Genomic DNA, 20,227 nt, shown 5'->3' on the forward strand with positions numbered 1-20,227 from the left:
TTGGAAGGCATATGCTCGAAAAAAATCGACGGCTATGTTCGTCTTGACGATTTTTTATTGAAATTATTTACTTTTTACCAATATTATTTTAAACTTATTAAAGAATAGGAGTGAGAGAATGAAAAAGCAGACAAGAGATAAGGCTAAATATATTTTAATAATTTTTATGCTTTTAACATTTATACTTAGTTTACTTCCAAATTTCTTAAAAAGATAGGAGTGTCAACATGTTTTTAAAATCTCTAGAAATAAGAGGATTTAAATCTTTTGCAGATAAAACTGAATTAAAATTTAAGAAAGGGGTAACTGCTGTAGTTGGTCCTAATGGTAGTGGTAAAAGTAATATATCCGATTCTGTAAGATGGGTTTTAGGTGAACAAAGTATAAAAACATTAAGAGGCGGAAAAATGGAGGATGTTATTTTTGCAGGCACACAATTTAGAAAGCCTGTTGGACTAGCACAAGTATCCCTAACTTTAGATAATTCTGATAAAGAGCTTGGAATAGATTTTTCTGATGTCACAGTAACTAGAAGAATCTATAGATCTGGCGAAAGTGAGTATTTAATAAATAATTCTGTGTGTAGGTTAAAAGATATAACACAATTATTTATGGATACGGGTATAGGTAAAGAAGGGTATTCTCTTATTGGACAAGGTAAAATAGATGCTATCTTAAGTGGTAAAGCGGAAGAAAGAAGAGCGTTATTAGAAGAAGCAGCTGGTATCGTAAAGTATAAGTCTCGAAAAGATGAAGCAGAAAAGAAACTTTCAAACACAGAAGAAAATTTGGTTAGAATTAAAGATATTCTTTCTACATATGAAGAAAGAATTGAACCTTTAAGAATTGAAAGTGAAAAGGCTGCAAAATTTTTAGAGTTATCAAACGAGTTAAAATCAAGGGAAATTGATCTTTTAGTTCATCATATAAAAAGTGTTGAATATAACATTAAAACATATAATGACGAGCTTATTGAGGTGAAAAATAAAAGTAATTCTTTAAGAGAGGATATTAGTAAAGCTAAATCCAAACTATCTGAATATCAAAATGAAATAGAAGTGCTTGAAGGCAAAACTACTGAAGAAAGAATTGAATACTATAAAAGTAAAGAAAATATTACAGAATTAAATGCTGAAATAAACTTATTAGTTGAGAGAATTGCCAATATTGATGAACAGATAAAAAATAATAATAAAGAAAAGACTAATATAACAGATAAAATAGAAAATCTTATTAACTTACAAGATAAACTTGTATTAGAAATGGAATCTAAAAAGCAAGAATTATTAGATTTGCAATTTAACATATATGAACTAGATAAAGATGCAAATATAATAACTGATGAAATTTCAGAAAATGAGGACAAGGTTGGAAAACTAAAGCAATCTGAAATAGAAGAATATAAAAAAATAGCTGAATTAGAAAATGAGAAAAAAATTATAGAAAATACTCTAGAATCTTTAAACTCAAATTTAAAAGAAATTGAGGAAAACAGTGTTAATCTTAAAAACTCTTCAACTATAAATGCTAATACTAAGATATTACTAGATGAAAAGTTAGAAGAACATAAAAAATTGATATTAGAATTAGAAGAAAAAATAAGATTAAATAAAAAAGAGATATCAAGAATTCAAGCTGAAATTATAAAAAAAGAGCAAGAATTTAGAGATGTAAATAGTGAGCTTACAAGATCAGATGCAACTTTCAAGATGATAAATAACTTAGAAAAACATTTTGAAGGATATAATAAATCCACAAAAGTTCTTATGGAACATATGTCAAAAGGCTTTGTAGGAAATTTAAATTCTAAAGTAACAATTCTCGGAGAAACTATTCAAGTTCCAAAGAAGTATGAAGTTGCAATAGAAATTGCATTAGGTGCAGGTATTTCTAATATTATTACTGAAGATGAAAATACTGCTAAGAATCTTATTGATTATTTAAAATCCAATAAGTTAGGTAGAGCTACATTTTTACCACTAACTATTATTCAAGGTAAAAAAATTAATATAGATAACAAAATAAAAGATATACAAGGATATATTGGAATAGCTTCAGACTTGGTTAAATATAACAACAAGTATGAAAGTGCAATTCAATATTCTCTTGGAAGAACTTTAGTTGTTGAAACAATGGAGTCAGCATTAAAGGTTGCTAAGGTAGGAAATTACTCATATAGAATTGTAACCTTAACTGGCGAAGTCGTTAATCCAGGTGGAGCTCTTACTGGTGGTAACTATGGTGGAAAAAATAGCTCTATCATTAGTAGAAAAAGAGAACTAGAAGAATTAAAGAACAAGATTACTTCTCTTGAAGAGAGAGCTGACGTATTGAAGAAAGAAATTTCTGAAATAAAAGAAAAAGCTATGAAATATGATGAAGATAATCTTAATAAGCGAGATGAAATTCATTTTAATAATATAGAAATAGCCAAGCTTCAAGGAGAAATTAAAAATATCCAAAATGAATGGCTTAAGATTAATGATTTTCTTGTAACAGCTGCAAATCAAAAGAAAGAAATTGAAAATAGAACAGTTGAGCTAATAAACAAAATGGACTCAATTGAAAAGTTAATCAATGACTCAAATTCTTCTACCTTCAAAAACAAGGATTTAATTAAAGAGATAGAAGAAAAAATTAAAGAATTAAACGCAGTTGTTATTGAAAAAAGAGATAAAACAACTGACTTTAAAATTAAAAAAGCAACTGTAGAAGAGTTTATTTCAAATAGATCCTCTGAGAGTCAAAGACTTGAATCTGAATATAATGAAGCTATTGCTAAGATTCAGGATTTAACTAACTCAGTTAAAAGTGGAAATGAATCTAAAATACTATTTAACGAGAAAATTGTAACTAATAAACAACAAATTGAAGAATTAACTTTACATATTAATGCTTTTGATGAAAAGTGGAAAGAAACAGAAGCGCTCAAAGCTTCTCTAAAAGAAAAGATTAATACGATTGAAAGTGAACAGGAAACATTAGTTAAGCTACTAGAAAAGAACGAAGATGAATATCATAAGAAAGAAATGGGAAAAGCTAAATTTGACATTGAGAAGGATAGCTATTACACTAAGTTAAATGAAGATCTTAACTTAACTTATGCAGAAGCTGTTGAGCTAGCATCTGAAATAGAAAATTTAAATTCTCATAAGGATGAAATTAATAAATATAAGAGAGATATAAATTCTCTTGGAGTTGTTAATGTAAGTTCTATAGAAGAGTATAAAGAAGTTAAAGAAAAATTTACTTTTATGAATTCTCAAAAAGATGATTTAGAAAATGCAAAAAAAGATTTGTTAGATGTTATCGATGATATGACTTATAAGATGAAGGAATTATTTAAAGATAATTTTAAAGTTTTAAACTTATATTTTAGCGAAACATTTAAGGAGTTATTTAAAGGTGGTAGTGCAGAACTTATATTAGGTGAAGGTGATGAGCTTACTGCCAATATAGATATTAATGTTCAACCCCCAGGTAAAAAAGTTCAAAACATAAATCTAATGTCTGGTGGAGAGAAGGTTATGTCTGCAATAGCATTATTATTTGCTATTTTAAAGATGAAGCCTACACCATTCTGTATCTTGGACGAAATTGAAGCAGCACTAGATGATGCAAATGTTTATAGGTATGCAGAATTTTTGAAAAAATTCTCAAGCAATATTCAGTTTATTGTTATTACTCATAGAAAAGGAACAATGGAAGCATCCGACATTATGTATGGAGTAACAATGGAAGAAAAGGGAGTATCAAAAGTAGTTTCAGTCAATTTAGAAAATTAATAGGAGGTCTTAATATGTTTGGAGGATTTTTTGATAAGTTAAAAAGTGGATTATCAAAAACTAGAGATAGCTTAACAGATAAAATCAATGAGGCATTAAAATTAGCAGTAACAATAGATGAAGATTTGTATGAGGAATTAGAAGAAATTCTTATTACTTCAGATATTGGAATGGATACAACTTTAAATATAATTGAAAGATTGAGAGCAAAAATAAGAAAAGAAAAAATTGCAGATCCTGCTATGGTATGGCCAGCTATCAAAGAAGTTATTAAAGAAATTCTTTTAGAAGGGGCCCCTGAAAAAACAGAACCTGATAAGAAAATCATTTTAATAATTGGAGTTAACGGAGTAGGTAAAACTACATCAATAGGAAAGCTTTCTGCAAAATTTAAATCAGAAGGACATAAGGTATTGATGGCTGCTGCAGATACATTTAGAGCTGCAGCTATTGATCAATTAGAAATTTGGAGCAAAAGAGCTGGTGTAGATATAGTTAGACATCAAGAAGGTTCAGATCCAGCAGCTGTAGTTTTTGATGCATTACAAGCTTCAAAATCTAGAGGGGTTACTAGACTTTTAATAGATACGGCTGGTAGACTTCATAATAAGAAAAATCTTATGGATGAATTAGCTAAGATTAATAGAGTTATTGATAGAGAAATGGATGGAGTAGCAAGAGAAACTCTTTTAGTTTTAGATGCTACAACAGGGCAAAATGCTGTAATTCAAGCAAAACAATTCATGGAGGCTTGCCCTATTGATGGAATAATCTTAACTAAGCTAGATGGTACCGCAAAAGGTGGAGTAGTGATTTCTATAAAACAAAATCTTAACTTACCTGTTAGATATATTGGAGTAGGGGAAGGTATAGATGACCTTCAAGAATTTAATGCAGAGGATTTTGTAGAAGCTTTATTCTAAAAAATATATAATGCAAAAATCATACTACATCTCACTGTCCAACTCTTTGTTAAAATGTCTAAGAGTTGAACAGTGACCTGTAAATTCTTTAATGCATTATATTTAATAGTGTTAAGTAAAAATACTTGACACTATTTTTATATTCTGATATTATAATATTCGTGGTCGGGTGATGATATGGAAGATAGATTTGAAATATCGCTTTTGTTAGACTTTTACGGCAATTTATTAACTCCTAAACAAAAAACTATTATGGAGTTATATTATAATGAAGATCTGTCATTAGGAGAAATTGCTGAAATTAATAATACTTCGAGGCAGGCTATTCATGATCTAACTAAAAGGTGTTATAAATTATTGTTAAACTATGAAGAAAAGCTTTCGCTTTTAAGTAAATATAATATTAGAGAAGATAAATATAAAACTGCATTAGATGACATAAAAGATCGCTTTAAGCTTTCTGAAGAAGCAATTAATTATATAAATAAATTATTTGAAGATATAAATAATTCTTAGGAGGATTTACATGGCTTTTGAAAGTTTATCAGAAAAATTACAAGAAGCCTTTAAGAAACTTAGAGGTAAAGGAAAGTTAACTGAAAAAGATATAAAAGAAGCCATGAGGGAAGTTAAACTAGCCCTTTTAGAAGCAGATGTTAACTACAGAGTTGTTAAAAACTTTGTTTCAAGCGTAAGTGCAAAATGTGTAGGAGAAGATGTTTTAGGAAGCTTAACTCCTGGACAACAAGTTATTAAAGTAGTTAACGATGAACTAACTGAACTTATGGGTAAATCTGAAAGTAAACTTAACACTTCAGATTCTGGACTTACAGTAATAATGTTAGTAGGACTTCAAGGTGCAGGTAAAACTACCATGTGTGGTAAGTTAGCTCTTTCCTTAAGAAAGAAAAATAAGAAACCTTTATTAGTAGCTTGTGACGTTTATAGACCTGCAGCTATTAAACAATTAGAAGTTGTAGGAAAAGGCATAGATATTCCTGTATTTACTATGGGAGATAAAATCAGTCCAGTTGATATAGCTAAAGCTGGTATAGCTAAGGCAAGGGAAGATGGACATAATGTTGTAATCATAGATACAGCTGGTAGACTTCATATTGACGAAGCATTAATGGATGAGTTAAAGAACATTAAAGCTGGGGTTAACCCAAATGATATTCTTTTAGTTGTTGATTCTATGACTGGTCAAGATGCTGTAAATGTAGCTGAAAGCTTTAATAACACTCTAGATATAACAGGTGTTATCCTTACAAAGCTTGATGGTGACACAAGAGGTGGAGCAGCATTATCTATTCGTAGTATTACTGAAAAGCCAATAAAATTTGTAGGTATGGGAGAAAAGATGAATGATCTTGAAGTTTTCCATCCTGATAGAATGGCATCAAGAATACTTGGCATGGGAGATGTTCTTTCACTAATAGAGAAAGCTCAAGCATCTATAGATGAAAAGGAAGCTGAAGATTTAGCAAAAAAAGTATTTGGTTCAGATTTTAACTTCGAAGATTACTTAACTGCTATGGAGCAGATGAATAAATTAGGTCCAATAAATAAAATACTTGAAATGATGCCAGGAATTAATGCGAAACAACTTCAAGGAGTTGACTTTGCAGCTGGTGAAAAACAAATGGGGAGAACAAAAGCTATTATTCAATCAATGACTCAAAAAGAAAGAAGAAATCCTCAATTAGTTTCGGGTTCTTCTTCAAGAAAAAAGAGAATAGCTCATGGTTCTGGAACAAGTATTCAAGAAATAAATAAGTTGTTAAAAGGCTTTGAAGCCGCTAGAAAACAAATGAAGCAAATGAAATCATTGACTAAGAACTCTAAAAAAGGCTTGTTTGGAAAACTTCCTTTTTAGATAATATATATTAGTATTTAATACCTTAAAGGAGGTGAAATTAATGGCAGTAAAAATCAGATTAAGAAGAATGGGTGCTAAAAAAGCTCCTTTCTATAGAGTTGTTGTTGCAGATTCAAGAAGTCCAAGAGATGGAAGATTCATCGAAGAAATTGGATACTACAACCCAGTTGCTCAACCAGATGCAGAAATTAAAATAGATTCTGAAAAAGCAGCTAAATGGTTAGGAAATGGTGCACAACCAACTGATATAGTTAAAAAGTTATTTGTTAAAGCAGGAATCAATAAGTAATATCTGGGAGGTGAATCTGTTAAGAGAGTTATCTTAACAGTTACTATGAAAGATTTAGTTGAAATTATCGCCAAGTCTTTAGTTGACAATCCAGATGCTGTTGAAGTTAAGGCGGTTGCCGGTGAGCAATCCCTTATCCTTGAACTTAAGGTTGCCCCAGAAGACATGGGTAAAGTAATAGGTAAGCAAGGACGAATAGCAAAAGCAATAAGAACAGTAGTAAAAGCTGCAGCAATCAAAGAAAATAAGCGTGTAGTTGTAGAAATTATCTAAGAGAGTTAGGTTTGTGCCTAGCTCTTTTATTTTACACTTTGGGGATTTATAATATTTTAATAATGACGATTTTTATAAAAAAACCTTATAATTCCTAAGATTAGTATACAAAGTTAAGTTTTTATGTTTTAATATAACTTAGGAATTTTTGAATATAAGGAGTGATAATTTTGAAAGAATTTTTTAATATAGGTCAAATTGTAAATTCACACGGTATTAAAGGTGAAGTTAAGGTACTTCCTTTAACTGACGATGTTATGAGATTTAAAAAGCTTAAATCTATACTGATTGGCGATATAGAATATAAGATTGAATCATGCAAATTTCAAAAAGATAGAGTGATACTAAAGCTTGAAGGTATTGAAGATATGAATTCTGCATTAAAACTAAAAACTAAATATCTTAAAGTTCAAAGAAAAGATGCTGTAAAGTTACCTGAAGATACATATTTTATTGCAGATTTAATTGGTTGTAATGTTTATGATACTAATGATACTTTAATAGGAAAGATATATGATGTAATTAAAACTGGTAGCAATGATGTTTACTGGATTAAAGAACCTAAAGAAGTATTAATTCCTGTGTTAAAGGAAATAGTATTAGATATAAATATAGAAGATGCAAAAATTGTTATTAAACCTATAGGTGAATGGCAAGATGAAGATTAGTATATTAACTCTCTTCCCTGAAATGTTTAATATCTTTAATCATTCTATAATAGGAAGAGCTAAAGAAAATAACATACTTTCTATAGAACCAATTAATATAAGAGACTATACTGAAAATAAACATAAGAAGGTTGATGATTATCCCTATGGTGGAGGAGCTGGAATGGTAATGAGTGCCCAGCCAGTTGTTTCGGCTATAAAAGCATTAAAAGAAATTAACAATGGCAAAGTAATATTTCTTGGACCGAGAGGAGTAACCTTCAATCAATCACTAGCTAAGAAATTATCAAAAGAGGATAATTTAATTTTTGTATGCGGTCATTATGAAGGAATCGATGAAAGAGCATATAAATACTTTGATATGGAGATTTCCTTAGGAGATTTTGTATTAACAGGAGGAGAAATGGCTTGCATTCCTATAGTTGATAGCATTGCAAGACTAATTCCTGGAGTGCTAGGAAAAGAAGAGAGTTTTCAAGAGGAATCCTTTTATGAAGGTCTTCTTGAATATCCTCAATATACTAGACCAGAAACATTTGAAGATGAGAAAGTCCCTGAAGTCCTGTTATCTGGACATCATGAAAATATAAGAAAATGGAGAAGAAAAATGTCTTTAGATATAACTAAAAAAAGACGTCCTGATCTATTTAAAGAAGTGACTTTGACCAAAGAGGATATTAAGCTATTAAAAAAAGAATAGCATTGTAAATTTATGTTGCATGAATATACTCTTTATGGTAAAATAATCGTTGTGCTAGTACGGGCGGTCCTCTGACAAACACTATTGTTAAGAACGTCACATTAATATTTAGGAGGGAATGCACATGAACGAAATTATAAGAGCTATAGAACAAGAACAATTAAGAAGTGATCTTCCAAACTTTGGTATAGGTGATACTATTAAAGTTCACGTTAAAATCAAAGAAGGAAACAGAGAAAGAGTTCAAGTTTTCGAAGGAACTGTTATTAAGAAACAAAACGGTGGAGCTAGAGAAACTTTCACTGTTAGAAGAGTAGCTTACGGTACAGGAGTTGAAAGAACTTTCCCTATAAACTCCCCAATTATCGAAAAAATCGAAGTTGTAAGATACGGTAAGGTAAGAAGAGCTAAACTTTACTACTTAAGAGATAGAGTTGGTAAGGCAGCTAAAGTAAAAGAATTAATAAAATAATTCAAATAGAAATGGGGCTTTATAAGTCCCTTTTTTATTTATAAAATATCATGAAGTGTAGAGGAGTGATTTTATGGCTATTAACTGGTTTCCTGGACACATGGTTAAAACTAAAAGAGAGATAAAAGAGAATTTAAAACTTGTAGATGCAGTTATAGAAATACGTGATGCAAGAATCCCTAAAGCATCTGCAAATCCAGATATAGATGCACTATGCAAAGACAAACCGAGAGTAATTATTCTAAATAAGAGTGATTTAACAGATACAGCTTCAACTAGAAAATGGATAGATTATTTATCAAACGAAAATGTAAAAACTATCGCGTTAAATTCATTAAAAGGTGATGGAATTAGAAGTATTAAACCAGCACTAGACGAATTATTAAAAGAAAAGCACGAGAGACAAAGAAGAAAAGGTTTAGTTAAAATAATTACAAGAGTAATGGTAGTTGGAATCCCTAATGTAGGTAAATCAACTTTTATAAATAAAATGGCTAAAAATAATATTGCAAAAACTGGTGATAGACCAGGTGTAACTAAAAGTAAACAATGGATAAAAACTTCTATAGGAATTGAACTTATGGACACTCCAGGAGTACTTTGGCCTAAATTCGAAGATGAAGACGTAGCATTAAACTTAGCTTTTACTGGTGCAATTAAAGATGAAATAATGGATATTGAGGAATTAGCTTTAAAGCTTGTTGAAAGACTTCAAGTTCATTATCCAGAAAACTTAAAAACTAGATATAAAATAGAAAACCTAGGAGAAACTCCATTAGAAACTCTAGATTTAATTGCTAAAAAAAGAGGATGTATAGTTTCTGGCGGGGAAATCAATTATAATAGAATTGCAGTTATTTTATTGGATGAGTTTAGAGGTGGAAAAATAGGGAACATCACTCTAGAGATTCCTGATTAGGAGAAGCTAATATGTTTATATTAAATAAAACTATAGGTGAATATTCATTTAAAGAATTAAAAGAAATGGTGAAAGACATTTCACTTACAGAAATAATTTCAAATGATGAATTTACAAAATTTATTGATTTACTACTAAATGATAGCAGAAAGAATTTTAATGATTTAGGTAAAAAGTTCTTAAGAGATATTGATAAATATAAGAAAGAACAAGACCGTGTATCTAACATGTATTCTTTTGACAAAAGTCATGGTAACTATAATATCATTGCTGGAGTAGATGAGGTTGGCAGAGGCCCATTGGCTGGACCTATTGTTTCTTGTGCTGTAGTTTTAGATTTAAATGTTGATATCACTGATATTATACTTGGAATTAAGGATTCTAAGGCTTTATCTAAGGAAAAAAGAGAAGAATTAAGTGAAATCATAAAAGAAAAAGCTCTTTCTTACTCAATAGCCATGTGTGACAATTTGGAGATTGATGAAAAAGGAATCGGAGTTTGCAATAATAAAGTATTCATAGAAGCTTGTAAAGGCTTAAAACATAAACCTGAATTTATTTTATCTGACGGTTATCCAATAAGGGGTATAGATATAAAAAATACTGGTGTTGTAAAAGGCGATACAAAAAGTGCATCAATTGCCTGTGCTTCAATTGTGGCTAAAGTATTTAGGGATAATCTAATGGAAGAATATCATAATAAATACCCTATGTATTATTTTAATGAGAATGCTGGTTATGGCACAGTTAAGCATGTAGAGGCCATTAAAAAGCATGGTCCCTGTGAAATACATAGATTGAGTTTCTTAAAAAATATATTGTAATTAATTATAGGTTTTTTTTATAGGAATCTTAACTTATACTTACATAAATAAGTTAATAGTTCAACTTAAGACCCTATAAGCTAAAGGCATCCTCGTAATATTGGATGCTTTTTTTATTTTTATCTATATCTAAAGTTATTGTTATTACATCAAATCTTGCGTTTAAATGATATAAATTATTTTTATGTATGTAATATCTTGCAGTTTTTATACATTTCACTTTCTTAAAGTAATTAATTGACTCTTCTCCTAATCCATAATTTGAAAAGCATCTTGTTTTAACTTCAATAAAAATTAAAACATCCTCTTTTAATGCAATAATATCTATTTCCCCATTTTTAGAAAAATAATTTCTATTTAAAATAGCATATCCTTTATTTTTAATAAATTCACATGCATAGTCTTCTCCATAATTACCTATATTTTTCTTGTTTTTCACTTAAATCACCTCAAATAATATTATTGACAATTTTTATAAAAATGGTAATGATATCAATATTTTTGTCAATAATGACATTGAGGTGATAAAATGGCTGTAATAATCAAGAGTGGAACAGTGTTAAATCTTCAAGGAATACTAGTTGATGTTGAAGTAGAAATATTTAAGGGTCTTCCCTCCTTTACAATAGTAGGTTTAGCTGACCAATCAATTAAGGAATCTAAAGAGAGAATAAAGGCGGCAATAATAAATTCGGGCTTTAAGTTTCCTCTCGGTAAAATAGTTATAAATTTAGCACCAGCCAATATTAAAAAGATAGGTTCCGTATTAGACCTCCCAATGTCTATAGGTATTTTACTTGCCAGTAATCAAATTTCTGTAGAGAATATAGAGAAGTTTCTAATAGCAGGTGAGCTGAGTTTGGGAGGAGATGTAAAAGAGATCAAAGGATTATTTCCTATTTTACAAGAAGGAATTGATAAAGGAATTAATAAGTTCATTATTCCAGAAGAAAATTCTTATCAAAGCGATTTTTTCTACAAGGGTGATATTTATTTAATGAATAATCTTAAAAATACAGTCAATTATCTAATTTATAGAGATCAATTACCTTCAGATAGAGCAGATTTTAAAACTCCCCCTATGATAAGTGGAGATTTAGATGATATTATTGGGCAAGAAGGGGTTTTACGATCTATTGAAATATCTGCTGCTGGATTTCATAACATTGCTTTATATGGATCACCTGGTGCAGGTAAAACTTTAATTGCTAAAAAAATTCAAGAGATTTTGCCTAGTATGAGTTACGAGGAGGCTTATGAGGTCTTCAAAATATATAGTATGTCAGAAAACTCAAAAGAACTTTTTGAATCATTAAAAAGACCTTTTCGAAGTCCTCACCATTCCTGCACAGTTGCATCCTTAACTGGAGGCATTAAAGGTAAGCTTGGTGAAATAACTTTAGCTCATAATGGGGTTCTTTTTCTAGATGAATTCCTACATTTTAAAAAAGAGTGTATCGAAGAACTTAGGGAACCTTTAGAAAGTAAAGAAATTAATATTAGTAGACTAAATTGTAATATTAAGCTTCCAGCTAAATTTCTATTATTAATTGCCTTTAATCCATGCCCCTGTGGAAATTATCTAAGCCTTACACGTAATTGCACTTGTACTGAAGGGGAAAGAATTAGATATTTAAATAAAATAAGTAAACCAATTCTAGATAGAATAGATATGTTTACTTATGTTCCTAGAGTTGAATTCAAAGCTCTTTCAAAAAACAATAAAAAACCTTTAAGCAAATCAATATGTGAGGACATAAAATATGCAACTGAAGTTCAAAATGATAGGTATTCTAAATGTAAGGATAAATACAATGGATTAGTAACAACTAAAGAGCTAATGAGAAATATAAACATTGAAAAAACTGCATTAGAGAAATTAAATCTTTTATATGAAAGTCTTGGATTAACAATGAGAGGCTATTATAAAATTTTAAGACTATCTAGAACTATCGCAGATCTACAAAGAGATGAAAAGCTAAACCAAAACCATATTTTTGAAGCTATAAATTATAGGAAATTTATAGGGCAGGAGGTAATATGAATAATGAAAATAACGAGACTTTCTATAAGCTATGGTTAGCTACTATTAATATACCTAACGCACAAAAGATATATTTAAAAAATAAATTTAAGAGCGAAAAAAATATATATAATTTCTATAAAAGGTTTAAAAATGACTCTTTTAATTATAAATTTACAGATAAAATATTATCAACAAAAGATGAAGATGTATATAATTTAATTGACTACATAAATAATAATTCTATATCATTTTTTACATATGACGACATGGATTATATTAAAGATTTTGAACATCTTAAAGAACCTCCTTATATACTATTCTATAAAGGAGACTTAAATAAACTTTCAAGTAAACGAAGAATATCTATAGTTGGTTCTAGAAAACCTACTGCTTACGGTGCTCAAATCACTAAATTGATTGCTATTGAACTAGCAAAGAATGATATAGCCTTAGTTAGTGGTGGTGCTTATGGAGTTGATACAATAGTTCATAAGTGTGCTATCTCCTACAATAGCCCAACATGCGCAGTTTTAGGCTGTGGTATTGATTTAGTATATCCAAAGGTAAATCAAAAACTATATGAAAGTATATTAGAAAATGGCGTAATTATATCAGAATTTTTACCTGGAACGCCACCATACGCGTATAATTTTCCTAGAAGAAATAGAATAATTAGTGCTCTTGGAGATTCGTTAATTGTTACTGAAGCTACTGAAAAAAGTGGCAGCTTAATAACGGTAGGCTATTCATTAGAACTTGGACGTGATATTATTGCAGTTCCAGGAAATCCATTAAGTCAAAATAGCAAAGGGTGTAATCAGCTTATAAAAGATGGAGCTAAAATTCTTCCAGAAATCGATGACTTATATGAACTATTAAAAATTAAAAAAGTGGCTAAAAATAGTAATAAATATACTGGAGAGAAGGCCATTCTATTAAGCATGATAGGAAAAACTCCTATTCACATTAATGAGTTGGCACAAAAATGTAATATTGACATAAATACGATTTATGGTTTATTATTTGAATTGCAACTTGAAAAAGTAGTAATTAGTTTAAATGGAAACTATTTTGCTAGGATAAGTTAAATTTTTAAGGGGGTGAACACCTCTAGCATAGAGGTAAGTAATGGGACAAAATTTAGTTATTGTTGAGTCACCAGCTAAAGCAAAAACCATTGGCAAATATTTAGGTAAAAACTACGTAGTTGAAGCATCAATGGGACATGTACGTGATCTTCCTAAGAGTCAATTAGGCGTAAGTATAGAAGAAAATTTTTCCCCTAAGTATATAACTATTAGAGGAAAAGGGGATTTACTAGATAAATTGAAAAAACTTGCTAAGAAGAGTGACAAGATATTTCTTGCTACTGACCCTGATAGAGAAGGGGAAGCTATTTCATGGCATTTAGCAAATATTTTGAAGATATCCAGTGAAGAGTCTTGTAGAATAGAATTTAACGAAGTAACAAAAGAAGCTGTTAAGGCTTCAATAAAAAAGCCAAGACCAATAAATCAAAATTTAGTAGATGCACAACAAGCAAGAAGAGTATTGGATAGACTTGTGGGATATCAAATAAGCCCTATATTATGGAAAAATGTAAAATGGGGATTAAGTGCAGGAAGAGTTCAATCTGCTGCCCTTAAACTTATTTGTGATAGAGAAGAGGAAATAAAAGCTTTTGAGCCTAAGGAATTTTGGACTGTTGATTGTTTCTTAAAAAAGAACAATAAAAAATTTCAAGTAAAGCTATCACAATACAAAAATAAAAAAATAGAAATAAATACTGAAGAAAAAGCATTAAAAATAATTGATGATTTAAATGAAGGAAATTATTTAGTAAAAGAAGTTAAAAAGGGTAGTAAGCTTAAAAATCCATTGCCACCTTTCACAACTTCAACATTACAACAAGATGCTAATAAAAAACTTAATTTTATGACTAAGAAAACAATGTCTGTAGCACAAAAGCTTTATGAAGGTGTTGAAATAAAAGGAAGAGGTACAATAGGTTTAATTACTTATATGAGAACTGACTCAGTTAGAATTTCCTCTGAAGCTCAAGGAAAAGCTCTTGAATTTATTAAAGAGACATACGGAGAATCATATTCTCCAAAAACACCAAGAGTTTTCAAAAGTAAAAAAAATATTCAAGATGCTCATGAAGCAATAAGACCAACTTACATTGAAATAACTCCAGAGATAGCTAAAGATAATCTTACACCTGAAGGTTATAAACTATACTCACTTATATGGAAAAGATTTGTTGCAAGTCAAATGTCTTCATGCGAATTAAACACTATTTCAGTTTTAATCGAAAATGGAGATTATAAATTAAGAGCATCAGGTTCTAATATAAAATTTGATGGATTTATGAAAATATATGAATATACTACTGACGAGGAAAATGAAGATGTTACTATTCCGGAAATAGAATCAGGTGAAGAGTTAAAAGAAGATTCAATCTCGCCTAAACAACACTTTACACAACCTCCAAGTAGATATACTGAAGCATCTTTTGTAAAATTATTAGAGGAAAAGGGTATTGGGAGACCTAGTACCTATGTTCCAACGATATCAACCTTAATAGATAGAAAATATGTATTAAGAGAGAAGAAAAATTTAATTCCTACTGACTTAGGATTTATAGTAAATAATATTATGTCAGATTATTTTAATGAAATTGTAGATACTGATTTTACAGCAGAAATGGAATCAAAGTTAGATAATATAGAAGAAGGAAAAGACAACTGGAAAAAAATTGTCGAGGAATTCTTTACTCCATTGAAAGTATCAATAGAAAAAGCTGAAACTGAAGTATCAAAGATTGTAATTGAAGACAAGGTTTCCGATGTTCCATGTGATAAGTGTGGAAGAATGATGGTAATTAAACATGGACGTTTTGGAGATTTCCTTGCATGTCCTGGGTATCCGGAATGTCAAAATACTAAACCAATTGTTCATGAAATAGATGCACCATGTCCAAAATGTGGTGGAAAAGTATTGCTTAAGAGAAGTAAGAAGGGCAATAAATTCTATGGTTGTTCAAATTACCCTAGTTGTGACTTTGTAAGTTGGCATGAGCCTGCAAAGGAAAAATGTGAAAAATGTAATTCACCTATGGTCTACAGATATTCTAAATCAAAAGGTAAATATTTGGAATGTACTAACTCAGAATGTGGGAATAAGGTACCAGTAAACACCGAAAATGAAGAACAATAATGTCGAAATATAAAAGAGTAGGTTGAAAATGATATTTTCTTGTGGTATATTATAAATAGTAAAAATAATCGTAAAATTTCAACTATTTGAAATTTTCAAATAATATTAATATATTTATAGTTTAAAACTATTAGGAGGAGCTCTATGTCAACCCTACTCTCAAAAACAAGAAAGTTAAATAAAATACTACAAAAATCCGGTACTGAGCCAGTTGCTTTTGAAGATATATGTGAAATGTTAAGTGATGTTATGGAATGTAATGTTTATGTAGTGAGCAGAAGAGGAAAAATTCTTGGGCATACATTTTCAGTTGGATTTGAGTGCGATATCATGAAGAGAAAAGTACTTGAAGAAAAGAAATTTCCTGAGGACTATAACAACAAACTACTTAACATTCATGAATCTTTACCAAACTTACATAACAAAGGAATATGTGTTTTTGATGGACAAGGCGGTTGTAATTTAGATAATAAAATTACTACTATTGTACCTCTCATAGGTAACAGGGAAAGACTTGGAACTCTTTTACTTGCTAGATTTGGAAATCCATTTAATGATGAAGATTTAGTTCTAGCTGAATATTCTGCAACTATAGTAGGTATGGAAATGTTAAGAGCAAAACAAGTTGAACTTGAGGATGAAGCTAGAAAGAAAGCCGTAGTTCAATTGGCTATAGGTACACTATCCTATTCAGAATTAGAAGCTGTAGAACACATCTTTGATGAATTAGAAGGAAATGAAGGACTTTTAGTAGCATCTAAAATAGCTGATAAAGTTGGGATTACAAGATCTGTTATTGTAAATGCACTAAGAAAATTTGAAAGTGCTGGTGTAATAGAATCAAGATCACTTGGTATGAAGGGAACTCATATCCGTATACTTAATGATAAGCTATTAGAAGAGTTAAAAAAGATTAAATAATAAACATAAAGGAATTTAGTATGTACTAAATTCCTTTTTTAATGTCCATAGATATTTTTATTTGTCAAAAAAAAGTAAAAATTTTAAATTTTTATGTTGATACTTAAAATCCTCTATGTTATACTATCTAAGGTAAGAAAATACACACATCATCTTATTTATAGAGTGGTGCCCTAAGGGAAGATCTGTAAAAATGCCGATGATGGAGGTTAAACCAATAGGAGGTAACAATAATGTCAGTAATTTCAATGAAACAATTATTAGAAGCAGGTGTTCACTTTGGACATCAAACAAGAAGATGGAACCCTAAAATGGCTCCATATATATTCACAGAAAGAAATGGAATATATATAATAGATCTTCAAAAAACAGTTAAGAAGGTAGAAGAAGCTTATGACTTCATCAAAGAAGTAGCAACAGAAGGAAAAGATATACTTTTCGTTGGTACTAAGAAACAAGCTCAAGAAGCTATTCAAGAAGAAGCTATAAGATCAAACATGCATTTCGTTAATAATAGATGGTTAGGTGGAATGTTAACTAACTTCAATACTATAAGAACAAGAATCAGAAGATTAGCTGAATTAGAACAAATGGAACAAGATGGAACTTTCGAAGTTCTTCCTAAGAAAGAAGTAACTAATCTAAAAAATGAAAAAGAAAAGTTAATCAAAAACTTAGGCGGAATGAAAGAAGTTAATGTTTCTAACATAGGAGCAATGTTCGTTGTTGACCCTAGAAAAGAAAAGAATGCTATTTCTGAAGCTAAAATTCTTGGAATTCCTGTTGTAGCTATAGTTGATACAAACTGTGATCCAGATGAAGTTGATTATGTAATACCTGGAAACGATGATGCTATAAGAGCAGTAAAATTAATAACTGCTAAATTAGCTGATGCTATAATAGAAGGAAGACAAGGCGAACAATTAGCTGAATAATTTAAGAAAATAAAGGTAGGTGAAGAATTTCTTCATTTACCTTTTGACTTAATAAATTTAAGGAGGAATTAAGATGATAACTGCACAATCAGTTAAGGAATTAAGAGAAAGAACTGGCGCAGGTATGATGGACTGCAAAAAAGCCTTAACAGAATGTAATGGAGATATGGATAAGGCTGTTGAAATATTAAGAGAAAAAGGTCTTGCAGCTGCTGCTAAAAAAGCAGGAAGAGTTGCTGCAGAAGGTATTGTTAAAACTTACATTTCTGCTGATAAGAAAAAAGGAGCTATTGTTGAATTAAACTGTGAAACAGATTTCGTTGCTGCAAACGATGAATTCATTGCTTTCGCTGATAGATTAGCTGAAATGGCTTCAACTACAACTGCTGCTGATGTAGAAGCTTTTGTAAACGAAAAATTCAATGATGAACAAACAATCCAAGAAGCTTTAACTGCTTTAATTGCTAAGCTTGGAGAAAACATGACTGTAAGAAGATTCAAGAACTTATCAGTTGAAAACGGTGTTGTAGCTAGTTACATACACGGTGGCGGAAGAATCGGTGTTTTAGTTGAAGTTGGTTCAGAAGTTCAAGGAAATGTTGTTGAAGAAGTAGCTAAGGATATTTGTATGCAAGTTGCTGCTGCAAACCCAGCATTCTTAAATAAAGATCAAGTTGATAACGAATCACTTGAAAAAGAAAAAGAAATCTACAGAGTTCAAGCTTTAAATGAAGGAAAGCCTGAAAACATAGTAGAAAAAATGGTTATGGGAAGAATCCAAAAATACTACAAAGAAGTTTGTCTTTTAGATCAAGCTTGGGTAAAAGATGGAGACAAAACTATAACTAAATATCTTCAAGAGAAATCTAAAGAAGTTGGTTCTCAAATTACTGTAAACTCTTTCGTAAGATTCGAAAGAGGAGAAGGTATCGAGAAGAAAGAAGAAAACTTTGCTGAAGAAGTTGCAAGACAAATTGGAGCAAAATAATTTAAAAGAGAACACAAAGTGTTCTCTTTTTTTAAAATAATATTCAATTGGAGGATGAAATATGTCAGAGTGTAAATATAAAAGAGTAATGCTAAAGTTATCTGGAGAAGCATTAGCTGGAGCTAACGGATTCGGAATAGACTTTAACGTAGCACTAAGAATTGCCAGTGAAATTAAGGAATTAGTTGATATGGGTGTAGAAGTTGGTGCTGTAGTTGGTGCTGGAAACATATGGAGAGGCAGACAAGGTGAAGATATGGACAGAACTACTGCTGATTATATGGGAATGCTTGGAACATGTATAAACGCATTAGCATTACAAGATTCTTTAGAAAGTTTAGGGGTAATGACAAGAGTTCAATCTGCCATTGAAATGAAAGAAGTCGCTGAGCCATTTATAAGAAGAAGAGCAATGCGTCATCTTGAAAAAGGAAGAGTTGTGATATTTGCTGCTGGAACAGGAAATCCATATTTCTCAACTGATACTGCTGCTGCTTTAAGAGCTGCAGAAATTGAAGCAGATGTTATTTTATTAGCTAAAAAAGTTGATGGAGTTTATGATAAAGATCCACATAAGCATGACGATGCAGTTAAATTTGATGCTTTAAGTCACTTAGAAGTATTAGAAAAAGGACTTCAAGTTATGGATTCCACAGCATCATCACTTTGTAAAGACAACAATATTCCAATAATAGTATTCGCTTTAGATGAACCTGGAAATATTAAAAAGGCCATAACTGGTGAAAAAATAGGAACTATAGTTTCTTAATAATATAAGGAGGCATTTTTATGATTAAAGACGTTATTAAAACTTCAGAAGAGAAAATGAATAAGACATTAAGTGTTCTAAGATCAGATTTAGCTACTTTAAAAGCTGGAAGAGCTAATCCTACTATGCTTGATAGAATCGAAGTAGACTATTATGGTAGTATGTGTCCAATAAGCCAAGTAGCTAACATATCTGCCCCAGAACCAAGGGTACTTATGATTACACCATGGGAAAAGGCTATGTTAAAGGAAATAGACAAAGCTATATTAAAGTCAGATTTAGGAATCAATCCTTCTAATGATGGTCAAGTAATTAGACTAGTTGTTCCAGAATTAACTGAAGAAACAAGAAAGAACTTAGTTAAAACAGTTAAAAAATACGGGGAAGAGGCTAAAGTTGCAATAAGATCAATCAGAAGAGATGCTAACGAAAAAATTAAAGCCTTAAAAAAGGACGGAGAAGTATCTGAGGACCAAATAAAAAAAGGCGAAGATGATGTACAAAAAATAACTGATAACTTTGTAAAAGAAGTAGATAGTATAGTTGCACATAAAGAAAAAGAGATTATGTCTATATAAACCTGCTCTTAAGCAGGTTTTTTACTCTTTAGGAATTGTGTTTTCTTGAGGATTTTTTG

General features: G+C 30.3%; 20 protein-coding genes. 19 read left to right on the top strand and 1 reads right to left on the bottom strand.

Features of this window, described 5'->3' with window-relative positions; translation table 11 throughout:
- Positions 1-227 precede the first annotated feature (227 nt).
- From smc to L1S47_RS06120, 11 genes are all read left to right on the top strand, one after another.
- Positions 228-3,785 (top strand): chromosome segregation protein SMC, encoded by a 3,558-nt coding sequence (smc, locus tag L1S47_RS06070; RefSeq protein ID WP_238882562.1) that lies wholly within the window; start codon positions 228-230, stop codon positions 3,783-3,785.
- Between the two features lie 14 nt (positions 3,786-3,799).
- On the top strand, positions 3,800-4,708 hold the full coding sequence (gene ftsY, locus L1S47_RS06075; protein WP_238882563.1) for a signal recognition particle-docking protein FtsY: 909 nt from the start codon (positions 3,800-3,802) through the stop codon (positions 4,706-4,708).
- 177 nt (positions 4,709-4,885) lie between these two features.
- Positions 4,886-5,224, top strand: a complete 339-nt coding sequence (locus L1S47_RS06080) for a putative DNA-binding protein (protein WP_238882564.1) — start codon at positions 4,886-4,888, stop codon at positions 5,222-5,224.
- Between the two features lie 10 nt (positions 5,225-5,234).
- Positions 5,235-6,584 (top strand): signal recognition particle protein, encoded by a 1,350-nt coding sequence (ffh, locus tag L1S47_RS06085; RefSeq protein ID WP_238882565.1) that lies wholly within the window; start codon positions 5,235-5,237, stop codon positions 6,582-6,584.
- Between the two features lie 43 nt (positions 6,585-6,627).
- Positions 6,628-6,876, top strand: coding sequence for a 30S ribosomal protein S16 (gene rpsP, locus L1S47_RS06090; RefSeq protein ID WP_202766237.1), 249 nt, complete (start codon positions 6,628-6,630; stop codon positions 6,874-6,876).
- A gap of 45 nt (positions 6,877-6,921) precedes the next feature.
- On the top strand, positions 6,922-7,149 hold the full coding sequence (locus L1S47_RS06095) for a KH domain-containing protein (RefSeq protein WP_202766238.1): 228 nt from the start codon (positions 6,922-6,924) through the stop codon (positions 7,147-7,149).
- Between the two features lie 170 nt (positions 7,150-7,319).
- The gene (gene rimM, locus L1S47_RS06100) at positions 7,320-7,817 is read left to right on the top strand and encodes a ribosome maturation factor RimM (protein WP_238882566.1); all 498 of its coding nucleotides are present in this window, start codon (positions 7,320-7,322) and stop codon (positions 7,815-7,817) included.
- On the top strand, positions 7,807-8,517 hold the full coding sequence (gene trmD, locus L1S47_RS06105; RefSeq protein ID WP_238882568.1) for a tRNA (guanosine(37)-N1)-methyltransferase TrmD: 711 nt from the start codon (positions 7,807-7,809) through the stop codon (positions 8,515-8,517). Before rimM ends, trmD begins: the two co-directional genes overlap by 11 nt.
- 124 nt (positions 8,518-8,641) lie before the next feature.
- Complete coding sequence (rplS, locus tag L1S47_RS06110; protein WP_202766241.1) at positions 8,642-8,989, top strand: 50S ribosomal protein L19; 348 nt, start codon at positions 8,642-8,644, stop codon at positions 8,987-8,989.
- Positions 8,990-9,062: 73 nt separating this feature from the next.
- A complete protein-coding gene (gene ylqF / locus L1S47_RS06115; RefSeq protein ID WP_202766242.1) occupies positions 9,063-9,908 on the top strand; it encodes a ribosome biogenesis GTPase YlqF in 846 nt (281 codons plus the stop codon).
- Positions 9,909-9,919: 11 nt separating this feature from the next.
- Positions 9,920-10,732: a ribonuclease HII gene (locus L1S47_RS06120; RefSeq protein WP_238882569.1), complete on the top strand. Its 813-nt coding sequence runs from the start codon at positions 9,920-9,922 to the stop codon at positions 10,730-10,732.
- Positions 10,733-10,805: 73 nt separating this feature from the next.
- Here L1S47_RS06120 and L1S47_RS06125 read toward each other — a convergent pair whose 3' ends face one another.
- The gene (locus L1S47_RS06125; protein WP_238882571.1) at positions 10,806-11,171 is read right to left on the bottom strand and encodes a YraN family protein; all 366 of its coding nucleotides are present in this window, start codon (positions 11,169-11,171) and stop codon (positions 10,806-10,808) included.
- A 90-nt stretch (positions 11,172-11,261) separates the two neighbouring features.
- On the opposite strand from L1S47_RS06125, the gene L1S47_RS06130 reads away from it, so the two are divergent.
- From L1S47_RS06130 to frr, 8 genes are all read left to right on the top strand, one after another.
- Positions 11,262-12,776 (top strand): YifB family Mg chelatase-like AAA ATPase, encoded by a 1,515-nt coding sequence (locus L1S47_RS06130; RefSeq protein WP_238882572.1) that lies wholly within the window; start codon positions 11,262-11,264, stop codon positions 12,774-12,776.
- Complete coding sequence (gene dprA, locus L1S47_RS06135) at positions 12,773-13,846, top strand: DNA-processing protein DprA (RefSeq protein WP_238882573.1); 1,074 nt, start codon at positions 12,773-12,775, stop codon at positions 13,844-13,846. The genes L1S47_RS06130 and dprA overlap by 4 nt, the downstream gene beginning before the upstream one ends.
- Before the next feature lie 40 nt (positions 13,847-13,886).
- The gene (topA, locus tag L1S47_RS06140) at positions 13,887-15,977 is read left to right on the top strand and encodes a type I DNA topoisomerase (RefSeq protein ID WP_238882574.1); all 2,091 of its coding nucleotides are present in this window, start codon (positions 13,887-13,889) and stop codon (positions 15,975-15,977) included.
- Between the two features lie 144 nt (positions 15,978-16,121).
- Positions 16,122-16,898 carry a GTP-sensing pleiotropic transcriptional regulator CodY gene (gene codY, locus L1S47_RS06145; protein WP_202766248.1) on the top strand — a complete coding sequence of 259 codons (777 nt, stop codon included), beginning with the start codon at positions 16,122-16,124 and terminating at the stop codon, positions 16,896-16,898.
- Between the two features lie 233 nt (positions 16,899-17,131).
- On the top strand, positions 17,132-17,833 hold the full coding sequence (gene rpsB / locus L1S47_RS06150; RefSeq protein WP_202766249.1) for a 30S ribosomal protein S2: 702 nt from the start codon (positions 17,132-17,134) through the stop codon (positions 17,831-17,833).
- Positions 17,834-17,906: 73 nt separating this feature from the next.
- Positions 17,907-18,821 carry a translation elongation factor Ts gene (tsf, locus tag L1S47_RS06155; RefSeq protein WP_202766250.1) on the top strand — a complete coding sequence of 305 codons (915 nt, stop codon included), beginning with the start codon at positions 17,907-17,909 and terminating at the stop codon, positions 18,819-18,821.
- A 61-nt stretch (positions 18,822-18,882) separates the two neighbouring features.
- Positions 18,883-19,590, top strand: a complete 708-nt coding sequence (gene pyrH / locus L1S47_RS06160) for a UMP kinase (protein WP_238882576.1) — start codon at positions 18,883-18,885, stop codon at positions 19,588-19,590.
- Positions 19,591-19,610: 20 nt separating this feature from the next.
- Positions 19,611-20,168 carry a ribosome recycling factor gene (gene frr / locus L1S47_RS06165; RefSeq protein WP_238882577.1) on the top strand — a complete coding sequence of 186 codons (558 nt, stop codon included), beginning with the start codon at positions 19,611-19,613 and terminating at the stop codon, positions 20,166-20,168.
- The last annotated feature ends 59 nt before the right edge of the window (positions 20,169-20,227 follow it).

Origin of the sequence: Clostridium sp. YIM B02551 (assembly GCF_022324735.1) — a bacterium.
GTDB classification, from domain to species: domain Bacteria; phylum Bacillota; class Clostridia; order Clostridiales; family Clostridiaceae; genus Clostridium_T; species Clostridium_T paridis.

Excerpts from the sequence above, each read along its gene's own strand:
- smc (WP_238882562.1), top strand. The coding sequence starts at position 228 with ATGTTTTTAAAATCTCTAGAAATAAGAGGATTTAAATCTTTTGCAGAT.
- ftsY (WP_238882563.1), top strand. The coding sequence starts at position 3,800 with ATGTTTGGAGGATTTTTTGATAAGTTAAAAAGTGGATTATCAAAAACT.
- L1S47_RS06080 (WP_238882564.1), top strand. The coding sequence starts at position 4,886 with ATGGAAGATAGATTTGAAATATCGCTTTTGTTAGACTTTTACGGCAAT.
- ffh (WP_238882565.1), top strand. The coding sequence starts at position 5,235 with ATGGCTTTTGAAAGTTTATCAGAAAAATTACAAGAAGCCTTTAAGAAA.
- rpsP (WP_202766237.1), top strand. The coding sequence starts at position 6,628 with ATGGCAGTAAAAATCAGATTAAGAAGAATGGGTGCTAAAAAAGCTCCT.
- L1S47_RS06095 (WP_202766238.1), top strand. The coding sequence starts at position 6,922 with ATGAAAGATTTAGTTGAAATTATCGCCAAGTCTTTAGTTGACAATCCA.
- trmD (WP_238882568.1), top strand. The coding sequence starts at position 7,807 with ATGAAGATTAGTATATTAACTCTCTTCCCTGAAATGTTTAATATCTTT.
- rplS (WP_202766241.1), top strand. The coding sequence starts at position 8,642 with ATGAACGAAATTATAAGAGCTATAGAACAAGAACAATTAAGAAGTGAT.
- ylqF (WP_202766242.1), top strand. The coding sequence starts at position 9,063 with ATGGCTATTAACTGGTTTCCTGGACACATGGTTAAAACTAAAAGAGAG.
- L1S47_RS06120 (WP_238882569.1), top strand. The coding sequence starts at position 9,920 with ATGTTTATATTAAATAAAACTATAGGTGAATATTCATTTAAAGAATTA.
- L1S47_RS06130 (WP_238882572.1), top strand. The coding sequence starts at position 11,262 with ATGGCTGTAATAATCAAGAGTGGAACAGTGTTAAATCTTCAAGGAATA.
- dprA (WP_238882573.1), top strand. The coding sequence starts at position 12,773 with ATGAATAATGAAAATAACGAGACTTTCTATAAGCTATGGTTAGCTACT.
- topA (WP_238882574.1), top strand. The coding sequence starts at position 13,887 with ATGGGACAAAATTTAGTTATTGTTGAGTCACCAGCTAAAGCAAAAACC.
- codY (WP_202766248.1), top strand. The coding sequence starts at position 16,122 with ATGTCAACCCTACTCTCAAAAACAAGAAAGTTAAATAAAATACTACAA.
- rpsB (WP_202766249.1), top strand. The coding sequence starts at position 17,132 with ATGTCAGTAATTTCAATGAAACAATTATTAGAAGCAGGTGTTCACTTT.
- tsf (WP_202766250.1), top strand. The coding sequence starts at position 17,907 with ATGATAACTGCACAATCAGTTAAGGAATTAAGAGAAAGAACTGGCGCA.
- pyrH (WP_238882576.1), top strand. The coding sequence starts at position 18,883 with ATGTCAGAGTGTAAATATAAAAGAGTAATGCTAAAGTTATCTGGAGAA.
- frr (WP_238882577.1), top strand. The coding sequence starts at position 19,611 with ATGATTAAAGACGTTATTAAAACTTCAGAAGAGAAAATGAATAAGACA.